This window comes from Rhodococcus sp. MurmanLake-1 (genome assembly GCF_056945715.1).
Window position 1 is genome coordinate 159,317 of record NZ_JBWZNF010000010.1, and the last position, 20,433, is coordinate 179,749.

General features: G+C 61.6%; 13 protein-coding genes. 10 read left to right on the forward strand and 3 right to left on the reverse strand.

The window, feature by feature from the left end; translation table 11 throughout:
- Window positions 1–32 precede the first annotated feature (32 nt).
- From AC2ETI_RS24940 to AC2ETI_RS24950, 3 genes are read left to right on the forward strand one after another with little or no spacing between them, the layout of a single operon-like run.
- A complete protein-coding gene (locus tag AC2ETI_RS24940) occupies window positions 33–1,880 on the forward strand; it encodes a DUF3556 domain-containing protein (RefSeq protein ID WP_483634548.1) in 1,848 nt (615 codons plus the stop codon).
- Complete coding sequence (locus tag AC2ETI_RS24945; protein WP_483634549.1) at window positions 1,877–3,310, forward strand: phytoene desaturase family protein; 1,434 nt, start codon at window positions 1,877–1,879, stop codon at window positions 3,308–3,310. The genes AC2ETI_RS24940 and AC2ETI_RS24945 overlap by 4 nt, the downstream gene beginning before the upstream one ends.
- Before the next feature lie 35 nt (window positions 3,311–3,345).
- Window positions 3,346–4,635, forward strand: a complete 1,290-nt coding sequence (locus AC2ETI_RS24950) for a PucR family transcriptional regulator (RefSeq protein ID WP_211918581.1) — start codon at window positions 3,346–3,348, stop codon at window positions 4,633–4,635.
- A gap of 91 nt (window positions 4,636–4,726) precedes the next feature.
- Here the strand turns inward: AC2ETI_RS24950 and AC2ETI_RS24955 are convergent, their stop codons facing one another.
- Entirely contained in the window at window positions 4,727–6,040 is a 1,314-nt protein-coding gene (locus AC2ETI_RS24955) for an HNH endonuclease signature motif containing protein (protein WP_483634550.1), read from the reverse strand.
- A gap of 116 nt (window positions 6,041–6,156) precedes the next feature.
- Here AC2ETI_RS24955 and AC2ETI_RS24960 point away from each other — a divergent pair, with 116 nt between their 5' ends.
- The 7 genes from AC2ETI_RS24960 (at window position 6,157) to AC2ETI_RS24990 (ending at window position 17,670) form a co-directional block, all read left to right on the forward strand.
- On the forward strand, window positions 6,157–7,455 hold the full coding sequence (locus tag AC2ETI_RS24960; protein ID WP_283384253.1) for an SWIM zinc finger family protein: 1,299 nt from the start codon (window positions 6,157–6,159) through the stop codon (window positions 7,453–7,455).
- Window positions 7,452–8,936, forward strand: a complete 1,485-nt coding sequence (locus tag AC2ETI_RS24965) for a DUF5691 domain-containing protein (protein WP_483634551.1) — start codon at window positions 7,452–7,454, stop codon at window positions 8,934–8,936. The genes AC2ETI_RS24960 and AC2ETI_RS24965 overlap by 4 nt, the downstream gene beginning before the upstream one ends.
- The gene (locus AC2ETI_RS24970; protein ID WP_019745780.1) at window positions 8,933–10,048 is read left to right on the forward strand and encodes an ATP-binding protein; all 1,116 of its coding nucleotides are present in this window, start codon (window positions 8,933–8,935) and stop codon (window positions 10,046–10,048) included. Before AC2ETI_RS24965 ends, AC2ETI_RS24970 begins: the two co-directional genes overlap by 4 nt.
- Window positions 10,045–12,231 (forward strand): DUF5682 family protein, encoded by a 2,187-nt coding sequence (locus tag AC2ETI_RS24975; RefSeq protein ID WP_483634552.1) that lies wholly within the window; start codon window positions 10,045–10,047, stop codon window positions 12,229–12,231. Before AC2ETI_RS24970 ends, AC2ETI_RS24975 begins: the two co-directional genes overlap by 4 nt.
- Window positions 12,228–13,391 carry a VWA domain-containing protein gene (locus AC2ETI_RS24980; RefSeq protein WP_046379481.1) on the forward strand — a complete coding sequence of 388 codons (1,164 nt, stop codon included), beginning with the start codon at window positions 12,228–12,230 and terminating at the stop codon, window positions 13,389–13,391. Before AC2ETI_RS24975 ends, AC2ETI_RS24980 begins: the two co-directional genes overlap by 4 nt.
- 82 nt (window positions 13,392–13,473) lie before the next feature.
- Window positions 13,474–15,096 (forward strand): MFS transporter, encoded by a 1,623-nt coding sequence (locus AC2ETI_RS24985; RefSeq protein ID WP_483634553.1) that lies wholly within the window; start codon window positions 13,474–13,476, stop codon window positions 15,094–15,096.
- Between the two features lie 237 nt (window positions 15,097–15,333).
- Window positions 15,334–17,670 (forward strand): putative bifunctional diguanylate cyclase/phosphodiesterase, encoded by a 2,337-nt coding sequence (locus AC2ETI_RS24990; protein WP_021331710.1) that lies wholly within the window; start codon window positions 15,334–15,336, stop codon window positions 17,668–17,670.
- A gap of 1 nt (window position 17,671) precedes the next feature.
- On the opposite strand, the gene AC2ETI_RS24995 is transcribed toward AC2ETI_RS24990, so the two are convergent.
- Both AC2ETI_RS24995 and AC2ETI_RS25000 read right to left on the reverse strand, forming a co-directional pair.
- Complete coding sequence (locus AC2ETI_RS24995; RefSeq protein WP_229756687.1) at window positions 17,672–18,796, reverse strand: GGDEF domain-containing protein; 1,125 nt, start codon at window positions 18,794–18,796, stop codon at window positions 17,672–17,674.
- 122 nt (window positions 18,797–18,918) lie between these two features.
- Window positions 18,919–20,358, reverse strand: a complete 1,440-nt coding sequence (locus AC2ETI_RS25000; RefSeq protein WP_021331712.1) for an amino acid permease — start codon at window positions 20,356–20,358, stop codon at window positions 18,919–18,921.
- Window positions 20,359–20,433: the final 75 nt, after the last annotated feature.

Here is a 20,433-nt window from a genome sequence, read left to right on the forward strand (position 1 = left end):
CATGCCCACATTCCGTATTTCAGGAGCACATCATGGGATTCAAAGAAGGAAACTTCCCTCCCGTCGATCCGGCAACCTTCATGGACAAGCCGTTTCTCGAGCGTCTGCGTGACATGTCCACGCACTGGGTGGATTACGGCTTCGGTACACCGAAGATGGTCCACACCGTCTACATCATGAAACTGTTGTTCCTCTACCTGGCAGCTGGAACAGCCGTTGCCACTTTGACTTCCGGCCTCTCGTGGTTCGACATCGGATCATGGTGGAACCAGCCGATCGTCTACCAGAAACTCATCATCTGGACCATGATGCTCGAAATCCTGGGCCTGGCAGGGTCTTGGGGTCCATTGGCCGGCCACTTCAAACCGATGACCGGTGGAGTTCTCTACTGGATCCGCCCCGGCACGATTCGCCTTCCACCGTGGCCGGGCAAGGTGCCGCTCACCTCGGGTGACACCCGCACGGTGTTCGACGTCTTCATCTACGTCGCCGTAGTCGCCAATCTTCTTGTTGCCGCGGTTCTTCCCGGCATTCACACCGCAGGAATCGATTCGGCAATCGCCGACAATGCCGGACTGGTACGCCCGACGGTCTTGTACTCCTTCCTCGTGCTCATGGTGATTCTCGGGTTGCGGGACAAGGTGCCCTTCATCGCTGCCCGTAGTGAGCAGTACCTGCCGGCGATCTTCTTCTTCACGTTCCTGCCCTTCGTCGACATGATTCTGGCGCTCAAACTGCTGATCGTCATGGTGTGGATCGGTGCCGGTGTCTCGAAGTTCGGCCGTCACTTCTCGCTGGTGGTCCCCCCGATGCTCAGCAATACGCCGTGGATCCCGTCGAAGAAGATCAAGCGTGCGCACTACCGGAATTTCCCGGAGGATCTGCGGCCCTCGCACCTCGGCGGCGGGGTCGCACACGTGGCCGGAACGATGGTCGAAATCGTCACCCCGTTGATACTGCTGTTCTCGACGAACAAGACACTCACCATCCTCGCCGTGATCCTCATGGTCGGATTCCATCTCTTCATCGCGTCGACCTTCCCGCTGGCCGTTCCGCTGGAATGGAATCTTCTGTTCGCTTACGCCTCGGTCTTCCTGTTCCTGGGCTTCCCGGCGTGGGACGGCTACGGCCTCGGCGCCATGTCTTCACCCTGGATCACAGCGGGAATTATTGCAGCCCTTGCCTTCTTCCCCATTCTCGGAAACCTTCGACCCGATCTGGTGTCGTTCCTGCCGTCGATGCGTCAGTACGCCGGCAACTGGGCATCTGCGACGTGGGCATTCGCGCCGGGCGCCGAAGCAAAGATCGACCAGTACATCAAGCGTCCGTCGCCGGATACGCGTAATCAGTTGATGACGATGTACCCCGAAGATGTGTCCGATGTCGTTCTGCATCAGCTGTTGGGTTGGCGTTCCATGCACAGCCAGGGGCGTGCACTGTTCTCACTGATGATCAGGCACCTCGGCGACGACATCAACACGTACTCGCTGCGGGAAGCCGAGTTCATGTGCAACTCCATCGTCGCCTTCAACTTCGGTGACGGGCACCTGCACGACGCGAAGTTGATCGCCGCCATTCAGCGTCGCTGCAATTTCGCGCCCGGCGAGTTCCTGGTGACCTGGATCGAATCGCAGCCCATCCACAAGGGAACGCAGGAGTACCAGGTGATCGACGCAGCTCTCGGCGTCATCGAACGGGGTACTTTCAAGGTCGCCGACGCAGTTGCCGAACAACCGTGGTTGCCGAACGGGCCCATTCCGTTCGACGTTCAGTGGACACTGGACGTACGGGCCGACCGCGCGGCAACAGATCCGCAGGTGGTCTCCGAACCGAAGATGCGTACGAGGGTCAGCGGTAGCGAGCAAGAGGTGAGTAAGTGACAAAGGCCGTAGTCGTCGGCAGCGGGCCCAATGGGCTCGCTGCCGCGGTACACCTCGCACGTAGCGGTGTGGACGTGCAGGTGCTCGAGGCCGCCGACCAGATCGGCGGAGGCACCCGCTCCGGTCCGATCGACGTGCCGGGGTTGATTCACGATCACTGCTCGGCATTTCACCCGATGGGTATCGGCTCGCCGTACCTGTCCAAGCTGGACCTCGAGCGATACGGGCTGATCTGGAGATGGGCAGAGGTGGACTGCGCGCATCCGCTCGACAACGGGGACGCCGGTGTTCTGTACCGCTCGCTGGAGCAGACGGCGGCGGGACTCGGCGCGGACGGACCTCGATGGCAACGGATGTTCGGTGACTTGTCGACGGGATTCGATGCATTGGCGTCCGACCTGATGCGCCCGATCGTCAATGTCCCGCGGCATCCGCTGCGGCTCGCAGGTTTCGGTCCGCGAGCGCTGCTTCCGGCAACCGTGACCGCGAAGTTGTGGAAGACCGACAAAGGGAAGGCGCTGTTCGGCGGGGTTGCCGCGCACGCCTTCTATCCACTCAACCGTCCGGCCACCTCGGCGGTGGGATTGATGATCACTGCTGCTGGTCACCGCTACGGTTGGCCGGTTGCCGAGGGAGGTTCGCGTTCGATCACCGACGCCATGTCCGCGATGCTCCTCGATCACGGCGGCAAGATCGACACCGGCATTCGGGTTCGCACGGCCTCCGAGATTCCGGACGCCGATGTTGTTCTGCTGGATGTCAATCCGGGGGGTGCGCTCGAAATACTGGGCGATCGACTCCCTGGCCGAGTGGCGAGAGCCTATCGAAAGTTCAAGCAGGCTCCCGGAGCGTTCAAGGTCGATTTTGCGATCGAAGGTCATGTGCCGTGGACCAATCCGGATTGCGCTCGGGCCGGAACTGTCCATCTGGCAGGTGGTTTCGACGAAATCGTGGCCGCTGAGCGTGAGACGAATTCAGGCCGCATGCCGGACCGGCCGTTCGTGCTCCTCGGTCAGCAATACCTGGCTGATTCCACCCGATCCGCCGGGAACGTTCATCCGCTGTACGCCTATGCGCACGTGCCACACGGATATGCCGGCGACGCTACAGAGGCGATCATTCGTCAGATCGAGAGGTTTGCGCCAGGATTCCGGGATCAGATCGTCGCGACAACGAGCAGTGGTACAGCTGACCTGGCACAAGACAATCCGAATCAGGTAGGCGGCGACATCATCGGAGGTGCCAACACCGAACTGCAGGTTGTCTTGCGTCCGCGCGTGGCAGTCGATCCGTACAGCACGGGGATCGCGGGCACTTACCTGTGCTCGGCCTCGACCCCGCCGGGTGCCGGAGCACATGGAATGTGCGGGTACAACGCGGCCGAATCGGCTCTGAAGTACCTGCGACGAAAGGGTGCGGAAGTTCTGTGAGTAGTCCATCGCACAAGGAGCGAGGCGCCGGCGCGATGCGGCGCCTCGCCCGAGTGCCTGCAGCCGCGGAGCCGGAAGTGCTTGCGGTGGTTGCCGAGTTGGCCCGACGACTCGACGAGCGCAGTGCCGACATTGCGCGTGAGATGGCCTTCATGATGGCTCACGAAATCGACCAATTGGATGCAGACGCCAAATTGCTCGAAATGCTCGAGGCCAGCGTGCAGGGAAACATCACGACGATCATCCACGTACTGGCCAATGACATTCCGATCGATCATCTCCAACCGACTACTGCCGCAGTGGAATACGCTCTGCGTCTGGCGCAGCGGGACGTTCCGTCCAATTCCCTCGTTCGGGCCTACCACATGGGCCAAGGCGATCTGATGCGGATCTGTCACGACGAGATCAGCACGCTGGATATTCCGGCGCGACTCACTTTGGCTGTCCTGAAACACACTTCGGATGTGGTCTACAGCTATATCGACTGGATCACGCTCTACGTCTTCGACGCCTACGAGCGGGAACGCAGTCGATGGATGGCAGCGCAGGGAAACCTCCATTCGGCCGCGATCCACGCCCTCCTGTCCGGCACCAACGCAGATACCGCTGCTTTCGAAGCGGAGACCGGATACCGCCTCGGTCAGAACCACGTCGCCCTGGTGGTCTGGTCGACGTGGGATGCGGACGTCATGGGTATCAACACGCTCGATCGACTCGTACGTGATCTCGGCGCAGCGGCGGGAGCGGACAAGCCGCCGATCATCACTGCCATCGATCGACGCACGGTGTGGGCGTGGCTGCCGTTCGGTCGCCGGGTGCCCGCGCCGGATCCGGAGGTTCTCGCGGCGGCAGTGCCGTTGGACGGCGGGGCGCGGGTGGCAATCGGACTGCCAGGGACAGGGGTCGAAGGTTTCAAGCGATCTCACGAACAGGCAACCGCCGCCTATTCGGTTGCTGCCGTGCCGGATACGCCGCAACGGCCGGTGGTGAGCTTCGGGGACCGCGGCGTCGCTGTGGTTTCACTTCTGTCCGAGAACATCGATTCTACGAAGTCATGGGTCTGGGAGGTGCTAGGCCCGTTGGCGGACGATACGCCTTCTGCTGCATCCTTGCGGACGACGTTGAGTGTGTACTTCGCCCACGGAGAAAGCCATCTGCACACTGCCAATCACATGAATCTGCACCGGAATACGGTGAAGTATCGCATCAACAAGGCGCTCGGAGATCCAGTCGCTGCCGGTCGAGACAAGTTGGATCTCGCTCTGGCCCTGCAGGTTTGTGAGTTGTTGGGTAGATCGGTTCTGCGCCCCGCTAAAACCTCGTGAGTCATGGACGCGACACGGCCTGTGGGCTCCGTATCGGGGTTTGATGTCCGATGCGGAGCCTGGCCGTGTTCTGTTGTGCCTGAGGTTCTTCTCAGGTTTTGAAGGTGGTGTTCGCGGGCCGTGGGTGCTGGCCGGGGTCGATCGAGGGTGGTGGGATGAACCAGGGTTTGTTGTCGACGCCGATGCGGATTTCCCATTTCCCGACGAATCCGGTTTTTCGGTGCATCAATCGATGATGTGAACGGCACAGTAGGACAAGGTTGTTCATCACCGTCGGGCCGCCGTTGGCCCAGTGCCGGATGTGGTGCGCGTCGGTCCAGGCCGGTACACACGTGCAGCCGGGGAACGCGCAGCCTTTGTCTCGGGCGATCAACGCCACTCGCTGCTCCGCGGACACTAATCGCTTTCCGGGTTTCGCATCGAGCGGCGCCCCGTGGTCGTCGAGCAGCACGGTGGACAGGAAACAGTCGCAGCCGAGAAGCCTGGTCTGCGAGACCGAGAGTGGTCCGAGCCAGGGCATGTGCCCGACATCGAGATCCGATACAGTCGCTCCACCACCACCACCATCGGGCGAGGGCGCGGCGGCGCAGTCCCGATGCTCCGCCAAATCACGAGCATGGATGTGCACATTCACGTGCGGACGCTGACCACCGTCCGTGCCAGTCTTGGCGCAGTCCAGGTAGCGGCGGATCAGTTCGGTGAACCCGTCCGCCGTGCGTTTCGCTGCCGACCGGGCGTCCGGGGTTCCATCGGGTGCCGGGGTGGGCATCGTCAGATTCGACAACGCCGATAGCAGCATTTCTCCGGTGAGAGCATCGAAATCCCCGCGCACCACCACCCGACCGTTCAACGTCGACGCGATCCGCAACTCGTTCCGATCCACATCCTCGGCGGGCGGAATCTCATCGGATTCGAACACTCGCTCCAAGGTCGCGATCACGTTCCGTACCTTCGTGGTCGTGGCCTCCACTCCGGAAGCGGCAGCCAACAACAAGTCGATACAGCGAGGGAGCGCTTCGTCCGGCATGCCCTTTGGTGGTGATTCGCAGAACGCCACGATCAACACCGCGTGATCGAAGGAGCAGTCCCCGACATCGAACCGGGCAGTCACCGCCGGAAACGGCCGTAGCGCTGCACCGAGGGCGGCGATCTTCTTCCCGTCCCGAACCTGCAGCATCGTGTTTGCCGCCAACCAGCACCCCACCCCGCGGCTGGCAATCACCTGATCATCGGGACGCATCGAGAGTTCGTCGACCACCGCCACCCGAACAGCCTCGAGACGCAGAACCTCCGCACTCGCCGACACCGCAACCGCACGCAACTCAGAAGCAGACAACCGCCACAGACGTCCGCGCAAACCCACCGCAGAACCACAAACGATGTCAGATGATGTGTTGATACTCATTGAATCCCCCGATCCCCTCCCCGAATCATACTCGAACATGCGTTCGAGTCAAGAGCTAATTCACTAAAGAATCGGCCTGACTCTGCGATGTCAGCGGGTTGTCATACTGTGGTTGAGTGACTTCGCCGTGGACAGCTGGGCAGGTGGCGTCGGTAGCTCCCGACGCCGCATCGCTGGCCGCTGCGCGCAAGTTGGCTGGTTCGTGGAGCCATACCGGCAGTAGCGGTCTCGTGCTCTGGGGGCTGTGTCAGGGCAGTGGCTCGAAGCCGTATCAAGCAGTGGTTGACCTGCGGGGCCCTGCATACAAGTGCTCGTGCCCCAGTCGAAAGTTTCCGTGCAAACATGCTCTGGGGCTGCTGGTGGAATGGTCGGAAGGGCGTGTGCCGTCGGCGGACGAGCCGGCCGACTTCGCGGCAGAGTGGTTGTCGCGCCGCGAGGAGAAGGCCGAGAACACCGGCGAAAGCGGTGACGAGGCTCCCAAGAAGTCTCCCGACCCGGCGACAGCGCAGAAGCGCGCCGACCGCGTTGCGGGCGGGCTCGTCGAATTGGACCTGTGGATCACCGATCAGATCCGCAGTGGTCTGGCAGCGATGGACACGTCCTGGGCGGGCTTCGACGCGGTAGCCGCTCGCATGGTGGATGCTCAGGCGCCCGGTATTGCAGGCATGCTTCGAGCATTGGCGGGAATCGTTGCGTCTACGGAGAACTGGCCCGAGAAGGTCCTCGACGAGTTGGCTCGGTTGCACCTGCTGGTCGCTGCGCATCAGAAGCTGTCCGAGTTGCCGGAAGATCTTGCCCATTCGGTGAAAGCGCACGTCGGCTATCCCGTCTCAACCGAGAGTGTGATGGAATCGATTCCGGTGAAAGAGAACTGGATGATTCTCGGTTCCGGGATCACCGAGGAGAAGCGACTGTTCACCCGAACCGTGTGGATGCTCGGCAGGAATTCGAAACGGTGGGCCATGCTGCTCGACTTCTCCCACGGGTCACCCAATTTTGCCACCGAAACGCCGCCAGTCGGGTTTCTGCTCAATGCCGATGTTCATTTCTATCCCGGTGCCGCGGCATTGCGGGCGCGGATGGGGGCAACGCACGGTGAACCGGAGCCCTTCACAACCATGCCGTTCGGAAGCATCGACGCTGCGTTGCAGCAGTTTACCGATGCCCTCGCCGCAGATCCCTGGTTGCGCTCGTGGCCGGCAGTGATCAGTTCGGTGGTCCCGTCGTTCGTCGACGGTTCCTGGTTTCTCGTCGACGAATCGGGCACAGCGCTTCGGGCAGAAGGTGATTCGGATCTTCTGTGGAAGTTGCTCGGTATTTCCGGCGGTTACCCGGTCACGGTCTGCGGAACGTGGAATGCGCTGGCTCTTACTCCGATCTCGGTTTTCACGGGAGGGCAGGTGATCGTGCTGTGAGCACTTTGATCTCGGCTGCTCTGCTCGGGACTGCCAGAACCTCAACAACATTCGAGGAGCTGCCGGCCGAAGTGCGAGGCCATGCCCGCGAACTCGACGGCGATCCTGCCGAGATGCTTCTGGCAGCAGCAGCGTTGGAGAGGGCGTACCGCCGTGGCGGTGCGGGCTCCACCACGGCGGCCGTGCCGATACCTGCTCCAGACGATGTGCGATTCACGCTGCCGGAATCCTCATCGGCGCACCTGCTGTCGATGCTCGCGGCCAAGGCGACCTTGCTCGACGAGTGGTTCGCAGTCGCGTTGGAGCGCAACTACCGTGCGCCTGATCATCTGGTCGCCGAGTTGCTTTCCTTTGCACGTGCGAGCGAAGCTCACCGGGAGAGCATCCTGCAGATCGTCGGCGAGCGTGGCCGATGGCTAGCCGCGCAAAACCCCGAGTGGAGCAAGCTCGTCCGAACCAGGGATGCAGATCCGGATGTCTGGCGTCACGGAAGTTCGTCCCAGCGCACGCAGTGGCTGATAGACACTCGCCGAACAGATCCCGCGCTGGCACTGGCCGAACTCAGAAAATCGTGGGGCACCGAGCGGGGCGAACAGAAGGCTGCATTTGTCTCGACTCTGGCAATCGGATCGAGCGCCGACGATCAACCATTGTTGGAGGAAGCCCTCGACGACCGTCGCAAGGACGTGCGACGCGCAGCAGCGGAGGTGCTCGGACGTATTCCCGAATCGGAGTTCGGGGAGCGAATGGCTGCGCGGGTTCAGAAATGGGCGCGGGTGGAGCGGAAACTGCTTCGATCCACGTTGGTCATCCTGCCGCCTGAGGAAGTCGATGCGGCGTCGAGGCGAGACGGCATCGAAGATCGGCCGAATCCACACACCGACTATCGTGCCGAGTATGTGCGTCAGGCGATCAGTTCTGCACCGTTGTCTCTGTGGAACAACATGATCGGTGAACCCGGCAAGGTCATGGGGATGAGCGTTGACGAAGGCTGGGAGCCGATCCTTCACGACGCTTGGTCCACCGCTGCAGTCGCGCAGAACAATGCGGAATGGGCGCTGGAACTCTTTCGCATACGCGGCACGGCAACCGATCGACGCCTACTCCCGTTGGTGCCGGCCAAGGCGTTGGCTGACCTGTTGAGGTCTGGAAACGGCGACGCCAATGTTCTGCACCCGGGCCGGGCAGCGATCTACGACGCTCTGCCAGGTCCATGGCCAGACGACATCACCCGGGCAGTCGTGGCCCAGTGGGAACGAGTTGCGGCCAGACGTGCCGATGGGGGCGCCAAGGCCGGCGAATTCTCGCGCTACAAATACAGCGCATCGCTACGCCTAGCCGAGAGTCGATTTCCCTACAGCGCAGTAACTTTGCTCGATCGGGCTGCGGAACGTGCACGTGACCCGGACTGGCGGCAGACCTTCGCCAGAACTGCCAGCGCCATCACCCACCGCAAGACCCTGCTCGAGGAGCTCACATGACTGACAGCGCAACCGTGCCCACCACAGAACCGGCAATGCTGATGCGGCCCCACGCAGAGCAGGAGTACGCACTCGAACTCGAAGCACTGGCCGCGCAGGACACCCGCCCGCGTCCACCGTCGTGGAACTTGTCGCCCTGGGCCGTGGTGACGTATCTGTTGGGTGGCACTCTCGACGACGGAACGGTCATTTCACCGAAGTACGTCGGTCCACGGCGGTTGATGGAAGTGGCCGTCGCAACTCTTGCCACCGACCGGGCGCTACTGCTGTTGGGCGTGCCGGGTACAGCCAAGACCTGGGTCTCCGAACACCTTTCGGCTGCAATCTCGGGTGCGTCGACGCTCCTGGTTCAAGGCACGTCGGGTACGCCCGAGGAAGCTATCCGCTACGGCTGGAACTACGCACGCCTTCTCTCGGAGGGGCCGACCGCCGGTGCGCTGGTGCCGTCACCTGTGATGACCGCGATGGAAACCGGGAAGATCGCCCGTGTCGAAGAGTTGACGCGTATTCCGGCCGACGTGCAGGACGCCCTCATCACCATTCTCTCCGAGAAGACGTTGCCGGTGCCGGAACTGGGCATCGAGGTGCAGGCAGCCAAGGGCTTCAATCTGATCGCTACCGCCAACGATCGCGATCGCGGTGTCAACGATCTGTCGTCCGCACTGCGTCGACGGTTCAACACAGTTGTTCTCCCGTTGCCGGCCAGCGAGGAGGACGAGGTGGCTATCGTGGCACGCCGAGTCGAACAGTTGGGCGCAGCACTGGAATTGCCGACAACCCCCGCAGCAGCCGAGGAAATTCGCCGGGTCGTCACCGTGTTCCGGGAACTGCGATCAGGCACGACCACCGACGGCCGCACCAAGTTGAAGTCCCCGTCCGGAACTCTGTCGACGGCGGAGGCGATCTCGGTGGTCACCAACGGTTTGGCGTTGTCTGCGCATTTCGGGGACGGCGTACTGCGGGCATCCGACGTCGCTGCCGGAATCCTGGGTTCGGTGATCAAGGATCCGGTCGCAGACAAGGTTGTGTGGAACGAGTACCTCGAGGCAGTAGTGCGTGAACGCGGCGAGTGGTCCGACTTCTACCGGGCGTGCCGCGAGGTCACCGGGTGACCATCGTGATTCCGGACCTGCGTGTCCGGGTCTTCGGTATCCGTCACCACGGCCCGGGATCTGCTCGTTCGGTTCGGCAGGGCCTGGACGAGTTTTCCCCCGACGTGGTCCTGATCGAAGGTCCTTCGGATGCAGACCCGTTGGTGATGCTGGCGGCATCGGAGTCGATGGAACCGCCGATTGCGTTGCTCGCGTACGCCACTGGCGAACCGTCGAAGGCGGCCTTCTGGCCGTTTGCGGTGTTCTCACCTGAATGGCAAGCGCTGCAGTGGGCTGCGAAGAACGGTGTGCAGGCAAGGTTCTGCGATCTGCCCGCGTTCAACGGGTTGGCGGATCAGGGGATTCGTACTGTCCGCGAGGGCGATCCTCTGTCTGAACTGGCCGCGGCCGCGGGTTTCGACGACACCGAACGCTGGTGGGATTCGGTGATCGAATCAAGCTCGGGCGCAGATTCTTTCGATGCGATCACCGAGGCGATGGAGGCGCTGCGTGAGACAGTGCCGATCGACGAGGAGACAGCGCATCGCGAAGCGTATATGCGGCAGGTGCTGCGAAAGACGTTGAAGGATGGCGCCGAGCGGGTAGCGGTCGTCTGCGGAGCTTGGCACGCGCCGGCGTTGGTCGGAGCCCTGGGGCCTGCGGCTCCCGACGCCCGCATTCTCAAGGGGATGTCCAAGGTCAAGACCTCGCTGACCTGGGTTCCCTGGACACATTCACGCCTGGCGTCGGCATCGGGTTACGGAGCCGGAATCACCTCGCCGGGCTGGTATCACCATCTGTTCACCGCGAACGACAAGACGATCACGCGGTGGCTCACCAAAGTTGCGAGGGTGCTCAGGGACGAGGACCTTCCCATCTCGAGTGCTCACGTCATCGAAGCTGTCCGATTGGCAGATACGTTGGCTGCACTGCGTTCTCGCCCGCTGGCCGGATTGTCGGAAGTTACCGAGGCTACGAGGTCGGTGATGTGCGACGGAAACGACGTTCTTCTGGATCTGATCACACGAAGACTCGTTGTGGGCGAAGCCCTGGGCACGGTGCCCGAAGAAACTCCGACGGTTCCGCTCGAAGCAGACCTGCGAGCACGTTCGAAGACTTTGCGGCTCAAACAACAAGCGGGAGCCAAGAATCTCGATCTGGACCTGCGACGCGATATCGACGTCGAGCGTTCCCAGTTCCTGCACCGACTGGGGATCCTCGAGATCGATTGGGGAACCCCGGCCGACAGTGAGGTCCGTTCCACCGGAACTTTCCGAGAGACTTGGGCGCTGCAATGGAAGCCCGAATTCTCGGTCTCGGTGATCGAGGCGTCGCTGTGGGGTACGACGGTGGCCGCAGCGGCGGCATCACGTGTCGTCTCGAAGATCAACGAGCCGGACATCACTCTCGCGTCACTGATCGGACTACTGGAGAGCTCACTGCTCGCAAACCTCCCGGCAGCTTTGTCTGCGGTTTTGGAGAGTGTGAAAACAGTTGCGGCACTAGACCATGACGTGTCACATCTGATGGCGGCGCTACCGACGCTGACCCGAACGCTGCGATACGGCGATGTGCGCGGAACCGATGTGACGGCGTTGATCGACGTCGCCGACAGCTTGTTGATCCGGATCTGCACCGGCCTCGCAGTCGCCGTCACCGGACTGGACGATCCCAGCGCCGAGGAGTTTCGCGATCACCTCGACAAGGTTCACTCGGCAGTCATGGTCCGTGACGATCGCGATGCGAGCGCACGGTGGCTGCAGGCGATGGCCGGCGTGATCGACCGTGACGACGTCAACGGTTTACTCGTCGGACGGATGGTGCGGCTACTGCGCGACAGCGGTTCGATCACGGAAACCGCTGCAGCCCAGCGCTTGTCTCGGGCCCTGTCCGTGGGCAGCGCGCCGACCGCCAAAGCCGGGTGGGTCGACGGGTTTCTCGGCGGCGGAGGGCTTGTGCTCGTTCACGATCGAGCGTTGCTCACGCTGATCGACACGTGGGTCCGCCAACTTCGTGAGCAGGACTTCATCGACACGCTTCCGTTGCTTCGACGCACGTTCGGAGCCTTCGAGGCAGGGGAGCGTCGAGCGATCGGTCAGGCGGTCAGAGGTGGACGACGCGTCGAGACGACAGTGGAGACCGATACTCGACGCGGCCGAGCGGCAATGGCGGTCGTTGCCGAGATACTGGGAGCGCGCGTATGAGCGACGACGATCAGCGCCTTCGGCGCTGGAGATTGATGCTCGGGGAATCCGCCGAAGAATCGACGGGAGGGCTGGGCCAACCGGGCGACAGTCGAATGGATGCAGCTCTCGCAGCGCTCTACGACTCGTCCGGCCCGACCAAGGGGCGCCGCCGCTCCGCCGGATTGGGGGCGTCGGCGCCGTCCGTCGCCAGATGGCTCGGCGATATCCGAACGTACTTTCCCAGCACGGTGGTGCAGGTGATGCAGAAGGACGCGATCGACCGACTGGGTTTGGCGCAGTTGCTGCTCGAACCGGAACTGCTCGATGCCGTCGAGCCCGATGTTCATCTGGTCGGGACGCTGCTGAGCCTCAACCAGGTCATGCCGGAGGCCAGCAAGGCAACTGCTCGAATGGTCGTCGGGAAGGTGGTTCGGGAAGTCGAAGAGCGAATCGCGCAGAAAACGAAGGCCGCGGTGACCGGGGCACTCAATCGTTCGGCCAGAACGTCGAATCCGAAGTTGCGTGACATCGACTGGGACCGAACCATCCGAGCAAATCTGTCGCACTACCTGCCGGAGTATCGAACCGTCGTCCCCGAGCGGCTCGTCGGATACGGCCGCAAGTCGAAATCTGTGCAGCGCGACGTGGTCCTGGCGATCGACCAATCGGGTTCGATGGCGTCCAGCGTCGTCTACGCGTCCGTGTTCGGCGCGGTGTTGGCGTCGATGCAAGCGCTGAAGACTTCGCTCGTGGTTTTCGACACCGCCGTCGTCGATCTGACGGACAAACTGTCCGACCCCGTCGACGTCCTGTTCGGGACCCAACTTGGTGGGGGCACGGACATCAACCGCGCAATCGCGTACAGCCAGTCGCTGATCTCGCGTCCTGCCGAGTCGATGTTTGTTCTGATCTCGGACCTCTACGAGGGCGGTATTCGGAACGAGATGCTGCGACGCATGGCGGCCATGAAGAATGCCGGCGTTCAGGTTGTGGTTCTGCTGGCGCTCTCGGACGACGGCGCTCCATCGTTCGATCACGACAATGCAGCGGCGCTGAGCGCCCTCGGGATTCCGGCGTTTGCGTGCACGCCGGACAAGTTTCCGGAACTGCTCGCGGTCGCTCTGGAACGCGGCGACGTGTCGGCCTGGGCGGATCAACTCGCACTCGAACAGCGCTGACTCGGACGGCACTGATTCAAACAGCCTCGAACAGCACTGACCGGTCTGCTTCGAAGACCTGAGCACCGGGTACACCCGCACGATGGGTGACGGACAGGTTGCTGGTTCGACTACGCAGGCGGGTTCGGGGCTGGTTCTCACGGTGTTGGCGAGCAGCCAGTTCCTGATGACCCTGGACAGCTCGGTCATGAATGTTTCGATGGCGACCGTCGCCGAGGACGTCGGCACGAGCATCACCGGCATTCAAACCGCGATCACGCTGTACACCCTGGTCATGGCGACTCTGATGATCACGGGTAGCAAAGTCGGTTCGATGATGGGCCGTCGCCGAGCCTTCGCACTCGGCTTGGTCATCTACGGCGCTGGTTCTCTGACGACTGCGCTCGCTCCGAATCTCGTGGTCCTGTTGATCGGTTGGTCGTTCCTCGAAGGCGTCGGCGCGGCGCTCATCATGCCCGCGATCGTTGCGCTCGTCGCCACCAACTTCCCGGCGGAGAAGCGTCCGGCGGCCTACGGCCTCGTCGCTGCAGCAGGCGCGATAGCCGTGGCAGTGGGGCCGCTGATCGGCGGCGCGGCGACGACATTTGCGTCGTGGCGTTACGTGTTCGTCGGCGAAGTCGTGATCGTCGTCCTGATCTTGCTGGTGCTCAGCAAGGTGGTCGACGTCCCACCGTCGAAGTCGCGCCTCGACTACTTCGGTTCGATCCTGTCCGTGGTGGGACTGGGCATGATCGTCTTCGGTGTGCTGCGTTCGAGCGAGTGGGGTTGGGTACAGGCCAAACCTGGCGGGCCGCAGCTGGTGGGGTTGTCTCCGGTGGTGTGGCTACTGATCGTCGGGCTCCTTGTCGTTTACGGATTCCTACGCTGGGAAGGTCGACTGGCCGCTGCGGGGAAGGAGCCGTTGCTTGATCCGGCGATGCTGCGAAACCGCGAACTCAGTGGCGGGCTGTCGATGTTCTTCGCGCAGTTTCTGGTGCAGGCGGGCGTGTTCTTCGCGGTTCCTTTGTTCTTGTCCGTAGTTCTGGAGCTCAGCGCTCTCGAGACCGGAATTCGCATCCTGCCGTTGTCGGCGGCGCTCGTCGTGGCGGCGATCGGTATTCCGAAGCTACGGCCTACCGCGAACCCTCGACGCGTGGTCCGAGTCGGATTGTTGGTCATGGTCGTCGGCATTCTGATGCTCGTGGCAGGCATGGACCCCGGCGCCAATGCGGCGATCGTGATGATTCCCATGCTGTTCATGGGTTTCGGCTTGGGGTGCCTGTCTTCGCAGCTCGGAGCCGTCACGGTGTCCTCGGTCCCGGACGAGCGCAGTACCGAGGTCGGCGGGTTGCAGAACACCGCCACCAACCTCGGCGCATCCTTGGGAACTGCCCTGATCGGATCGGTTCTCATTGCCACTCTCACGACGTCGGCGATCGCCGGAATCGAAGACAATCCGGCGGTTCCGACATCGGTGCAGCAGCAAGCGAGCACCGACATGGCCTCGGGCGTGCCGTTCCTGTCGACGACGCAACTCCGATCCGCTCTCAATGACGCCGGCGTCGCCGAGTCCACGGCGGATGCGATCGTGGACGTGAACGAAGAAGCCAGGCTGGACGCGTTGCGTGTCGCTTTTGCCGTGGCAGCGCTGCTCGCAATCGCCGCGTTGTTCCCGACCGCTCGAATCCCCCGCGTCGCGGTCGGCCACAAACGTGGTTCGAGCTAAGAATCAGCAATCGCGGATCGACCTGGACGATCGACGGAACGACCTCTGGATATAGTGATCTGCGCACAATCGATTCGTCAGATGGCTACCGTTGTGAAGGAAACAAGCAGCGAGTCTGAAACACTGACGTTTCACCGGATAAGGGTTCGGTGGGGAGCCAGGGGAGGTTCGGATGGCCAGGCGAGCGGATTCGACGCCCGCTGATGGCGCCTGCGCTGGTGTCGGGATGCCTCACTGATGAACCGTCTGAGTCGATTGAGTCGATTGAGTCGGCAAGATCCTGCTTCGGAGACCGACTGCAACAGCCTGTTTCGCCGTCAGATCGACGAGGCTGCGGCCGTCGCGCCGTTCGCCAATCTTGCGTACATGGCGAGTTTGGTCGTGATTCTGACCTACACCGTCCCGCCCGGACGTCAGACGCTCAGGTGGTTGGGCGGCGCCCTCATCTTTCTTGTCCTCGCGAATTCGATTCGAGTATGGATACCGCTTCGCTGGCGACCGTCGAAGCACACACCGCGCTACGACTACGTGGGTCTGCTCGTCGAAGTGATCGTTGTCGCGACCCTCGACGTCGCACTCTTTGCCCTGCTCTTTCACGACATGGACGTCTTCCGTGACTTGGTTCTGATCGCGACGATGGCAGGAATCATGGGCGCCGGGACCGTGACGTTCTCCAGTTTGAGATCGGTGAGCCTGACCTGGATCTACATTCACGGCCTCGGCGTCTTCACTGTTCTCATCGTCCACGCCGAACCCCACTTTCGCGTACTTGCGATTCAGTTGTGCATCTACATGTTTGCGCTCACCGTAGGGGCGGTCTATCTGTCGGCCTCGTTCCAGAGACGTTGTCTCGCAGAGTTTCAGGCGGAATCCGAGCGTCAGACGGTGGCGTTGTTGCTCGACGGTTTCGAGGGCGGTTCCCGCGACTGGCTGTGGGAGTGCGACACCAACGGCCGGTTCTCCCACACCTCGGCACGTCTCGCCGAGGTCGCAGGTATGACGGTGGACGAGTTGCAGCAACTCACCTTCGGGCAACTCCTCACCAGACTCCAGATCGCGTCGAGTCCGGAGGGACGTGCGGCCGCGGCCCAGATGATCGACAAACTCGAATCGAGTGCCCCCTTCCGGGACACCGTCGTGCCGGTGCATGTCGACGGTAGGCGGCGCTGGTGGTCTCTTTCCGGTAATCCACGGGTCCTCGAATCCGGCGTGATTCTGGGTTGGCGCGGTGTCGGTTCCGACATCACGGAGAGGTATGTCCACGAGCAGGAGATCCTTCGGCTTGCGGCCACCGACTCGTTGACCGGGTTGCCGAACCGTCGTGCGTTCGGTGTGGCGCTCGAGGAAGCGATCAATTCTCGGGCGCCGGACAAGCAGGTTCTCGTCGGGATTCTCGACCTCGACAATTTCAAATCGGTCAACGACACCCTTGGACATCCGATCGGGGACCAATTACTTCTCGAAGTCACGAAACGCCTGCGCAAGGTCGTAGGTTCGGACATGTGCTCGCGGATGGGCGGCGACGAATTCGGGCTGATCGTCTGCACGTCGTCGCGCGACGATCCCGGAGTGATCTTCGATCGGTACCTGGAAGTGCTGCACGAACCATTCTTCGTCGAAGGCAATCGAATAGAAGTGCGGGCCACGATCGGTTACTCCAGCGCGCCCGAGGATTCAACAGACGCCGACGGATTGGTGATGCTGGCGGATCTGGCTCTGTACGAAGCGAAGTCGACGGGGCGCAATCGAGTAGGCAAGTTCTCACCGCTGCTGCGGGCGAGGGCATCGGCGCGGGCGACTGCGCTCCACGAGCTGGACAGAGGGATCGAGGAAGGGCAGTTCGATCTCCACTATCAGCCTCAAGTCGATACTCAGACCGGTGAAGTGGTGGCCTTCGAGGCTCTTCTGCGGTGGAACCATCCCAGCCGCGGCCTCATCGGGCCCAGCCAGTTCATCTCGGTGGCGGAGGAAACCGGAATGATCATTCCCCTCGGTGCGCAGGCAATGGCGATGGCGACCGCGGCTGCTGCGGGGTGGCCGACCGGAATCGGCGTCTCGGTCAACGTTTCACCAGTGCAGTTGGTGTCGCGAGAGTTCGGTGCGATGGTGAAGAAAGCTCTGACGGATTCGGGCTTGGCTCCGCATCTGCTGCAGCTCGAAATCACCGAGACAGGTGTTGTGGACGATCGCGCGATCCGGGATCTCTACAAGCTGCGTGAGCTCGGGGTTACCGTCGCACTCGACGATTTCGGGACCGGCTATTCTTCCTTCGCCACGCTCCAGAGACTTCCAATCGACGTTCTCAAGATCGATCGCATGCTGGTCACCGACTCGGACGATCCGAAGATGTCCGTGGTGAAGTCCATCGTCGAATTGGCCGCGGCCCTTGGTATGAAATCGTTGGCCGAGGGCGTCGAGACCATCGAGCAGTTCCGCCGCGTTCAGTGGGTCGGGTGTGACCTGGTCCAGGGTTATCACATCAGCAAGGCTCTGACCGCTGAGCGCGTCGATGTGTATCTTGCCGCCACGGACACGGAAACCGGGCGCAGCGTCCACCCACTTACGTGGCTGTGAATCAGAGCTGAGCCGAGCGGATCGTATTACCGCCTGCCGCTTTCGCTTGATACATCATCGAATCCGCGACGTTTGTCGCCGCCAGGATTGCGGAAGCACCGCCGCTCCACGCCTTCGATTCGGCGGTCATCATCACAGCTCCGACGCTCACCGTTGTGGGGATCGCGTCGGAACAATCCGACAGTGCCGCGTTTATCCCTTCGATCAACAGGATTGTCGATTCGGGATCACCGGCAATGACAGCCAGATATTCTTCTCCGCCCGTACGAGCGATGATTCCGTGTTCGCCGAGATGTGTGCTCAATCGGTTCGCGGTTCTTCTGATGACATGATCGCCTTCGGCATGACCGTGAAGATCATTCACCGTCTTGAATTTGTCGATATCGACGACGACGAAAGCGAGAGACGAAGAATCGTCTCGGGTGCTCTCGAAGAGATCGCCGACTGCCCCCTCCAGTCCCCGACGGTTGAACAGGCCAGTGAGGGGATCGCGGTCCGAATACTGGGCATCGCGGTAGAGAGTGCGCCAGGTCAGGTGCGCAAAAATGGGAACGAGTGTGACAGCTCCGAAAAGAACGGTGCCACGGGCCAGAAGCGTCGTGATATCGACGTCGCCTTCTAGATAGGCAAGAACAAAAACGGTAGTCGTGATGGTCGTCGACCAAACGACATGAGCGACAAGCCACCTTGCGCTGACAAAAAGAGTCGCAAAGGTTCCGGTGACTGCGAAGACGGTGCAACCGAACGTCGCGGACGAGCGATCCGGCACCAGAAGGACTGCGGCCGCGATCCCGAGATCTGCGAATATCCCGAATGCAAGCAACCCCCGGCGTCCGGGAAATGGTTGTGTGAACCAGCATGCGGCGATTCCCACACACGTGCAGATCATGAAAATCGAAAGAGCTTTGCCGGGAGTGGTCGGCGGCGTATCCGGGCCGATCAATTTGTAGAACGCGGAGAGTCCGAAGATGATCGTCATCATTCCGAGCAAGGTTCGGAAGATCGGAATGATTGCTCGGCCGGATCTCTGGTGCTTTATCCACTCGTAGTCGTGTGGTTCGTTGAACCATTCGTGAAGTGTTTGCCAAGAACTGTGCCCTTCGGGGGCGATGACAGGGCTCGGCATGCTGTCTATTTTGCCTTGAAATTAGGTAAAGAGAAAATCTGTGTTCGACCGGTTCCACCGGTTCGATTTTTTTTCGGGGCAGAGGTTCTCTTATCGAGTCGAGCGCTTACTCGATGCTTGTTTCAAGCCTTCTTCGAACTGCTGTGTGCGTTGTTCGAGGCGGTCGCAAACGATACGACTTTTCGCGTACGAGACCTTCTCACGCTGTAAGCGACGAGGATGACTCCCAGTGCGACCAGGCTTTGGACGAACTCCGCGCGCGTCGGTTCGTTGAGACCCATTCCCACCAGGATCACGAGAATCAGGCCGGTGACCACTATCGGTAGGCCGGGATACAACCAGACACGGAATTTCAGAATCTCGGGGCTTTCGCGTTCCCATCGGCGTCGGAGGCGTAGTTCGGATACACAGATCAGGATGTAAACGAACAAACAGATTGCGCCGGACGAATTCACGAGGAACAGGAAGATCGTGTCTGGCCAGATGTAACCGGCCGCGATACAGAAATACCCGGCCACGGTGCAGGCGAGTACGCCCTTCACGGGCACGCCGCGACTGTTGGTCCGTGTCATCCATGCCGGCGCGTCGTTGTAGACGGAGAGCGCGAAGAGCATCCGTGACGCCGTGTACAGGCCGGAGTTGAGGCAGGACAGCACAGCGACCAGAACCACGAGATTGAGAATGTCGGCGGCGCCGGGAATTCCGAGCAGGTCGAGTGCGGAGATGAACGGAGAATCGCCGACGACGAACGAATCCCACGGCAGCATCGTCACGAGGAGGAAAGTGGCGACAACGAAGAACGCGAGAATGCGGAAGACGACGGTGTTCGTGGCTCGTCTGATCGCTCCGGCCGGTTCGGCGGATTCCGCTGCGGCGATTGTGACCAGCTCGGCTCCGGTCATGGAGAAGATCACGGCGACAACGCCCACCAGCACGGGGGTGAAGCCGTTCGGCAGAAATCCTCCGTGGCCGGTCAGATTACTGAAATCGACTTCACTGCCGGGCCAGATGCCGAAGACGAACAGACTGCCGAGCACGATGAAGCCGATGATGACGGCGACCTTGATACCTGCAAACCAGTATTCGGCCTCACCGAAGTTGCTGACGGAGAGAAGGTTGACCCCGGTCATCACCAACAGGAGTGCTGCTGACATGAGCCAGAGCGGTACACCATGGATCCACCGGGAGAGCAGGGTAGCTCCGACGACGGATTCGATGCCGACGACGATCACCCAGAAATACCAGTAGAGCCAGCCCGTGGTGAAACCCGCCCAGTCGCCCAACGCCATTCGCGCGTACTCGGTGAATGATCCCGTACACGGCTTGGCGACGGCCATTTCACCGAGCATGCGCATCACCAGGAACACGATGATGCCGCAGATCGCGCAAGTGATGACTGCGCCGGGGCCGGCCTGGTTGATGATTCCGCTCAGCCCGACGAAGAAACCGGCGCCGATGACACCACCCATGGAAAGCATGGTCAGGTGGCGCTTCTTCAAGCCTGTCTGGAGCGTCGAATGAACGCTGGCGGCTTCGGCTGTTTCGGTGCTGCTGTCGGGCATCTGGGCTCAGCTCCTATTGCATGACGCGATCAGTTCTTTCGGAGAGACGCTAAGCTCGTCGTGTGATCCAGAACA

Bases quoted from the DNA above. Each gene is read 5' to 3' on its own strand.
- AC2ETI_RS24940 (WP_483634548.1), top strand. From the start codon at position 33: ATGGGATTCAAAGAAGGAAACTTCCCTCCCGTCGATCCGGCAACCTTC.
- AC2ETI_RS24950 (WP_211918581.1), top strand. From the start codon at position 3,346: ATGCGGCGCCTCGCCCGAGTGCCTGCAGCCGCGGAGCCGGAAGTGCTT.
- AC2ETI_RS24955 (WP_483634550.1), bottom strand. From the start codon at position 6,040: ATGAGTATCAACACATCATCTGACATCGTTTGTGGTTCTGCGGTGGGT.
- AC2ETI_RS24970 (WP_019745780.1), top strand. From the start codon at position 8,933: ATGACTGACAGCGCAACCGTGCCCACCACAGAACCGGCAATGCTGATG.
- AC2ETI_RS24980 (WP_046379481.1), top strand. From the start codon at position 12,228: ATGAGCGACGACGATCAGCGCCTTCGGCGCTGGAGATTGATGCTCGGG.
- AC2ETI_RS24985 (WP_483634553.1), top strand. From the start codon at position 13,474: ATGGGTGACGGACAGGTTGCTGGTTCGACTACGCAGGCGGGTTCGGGG.
- AC2ETI_RS24990 (WP_021331710.1), top strand. From the start codon at position 15,334: ATGAACCGTCTGAGTCGATTGAGTCGATTGAGTCGGCAAGATCCTGCT.
- AC2ETI_RS24995 (WP_229756687.1), bottom strand. From the start codon at position 18,796: ATGCCGAGCCCTGTCATCGCCCCCGAAGGGCACAGTTCTTGGCAAACA.
- AC2ETI_RS25000 (WP_021331712.1), bottom strand. From the start codon at position 20,358: ATGCCCGACAGCAGCACCGAAACAGCCGAAGCCGCCAGCGTTCATTCG.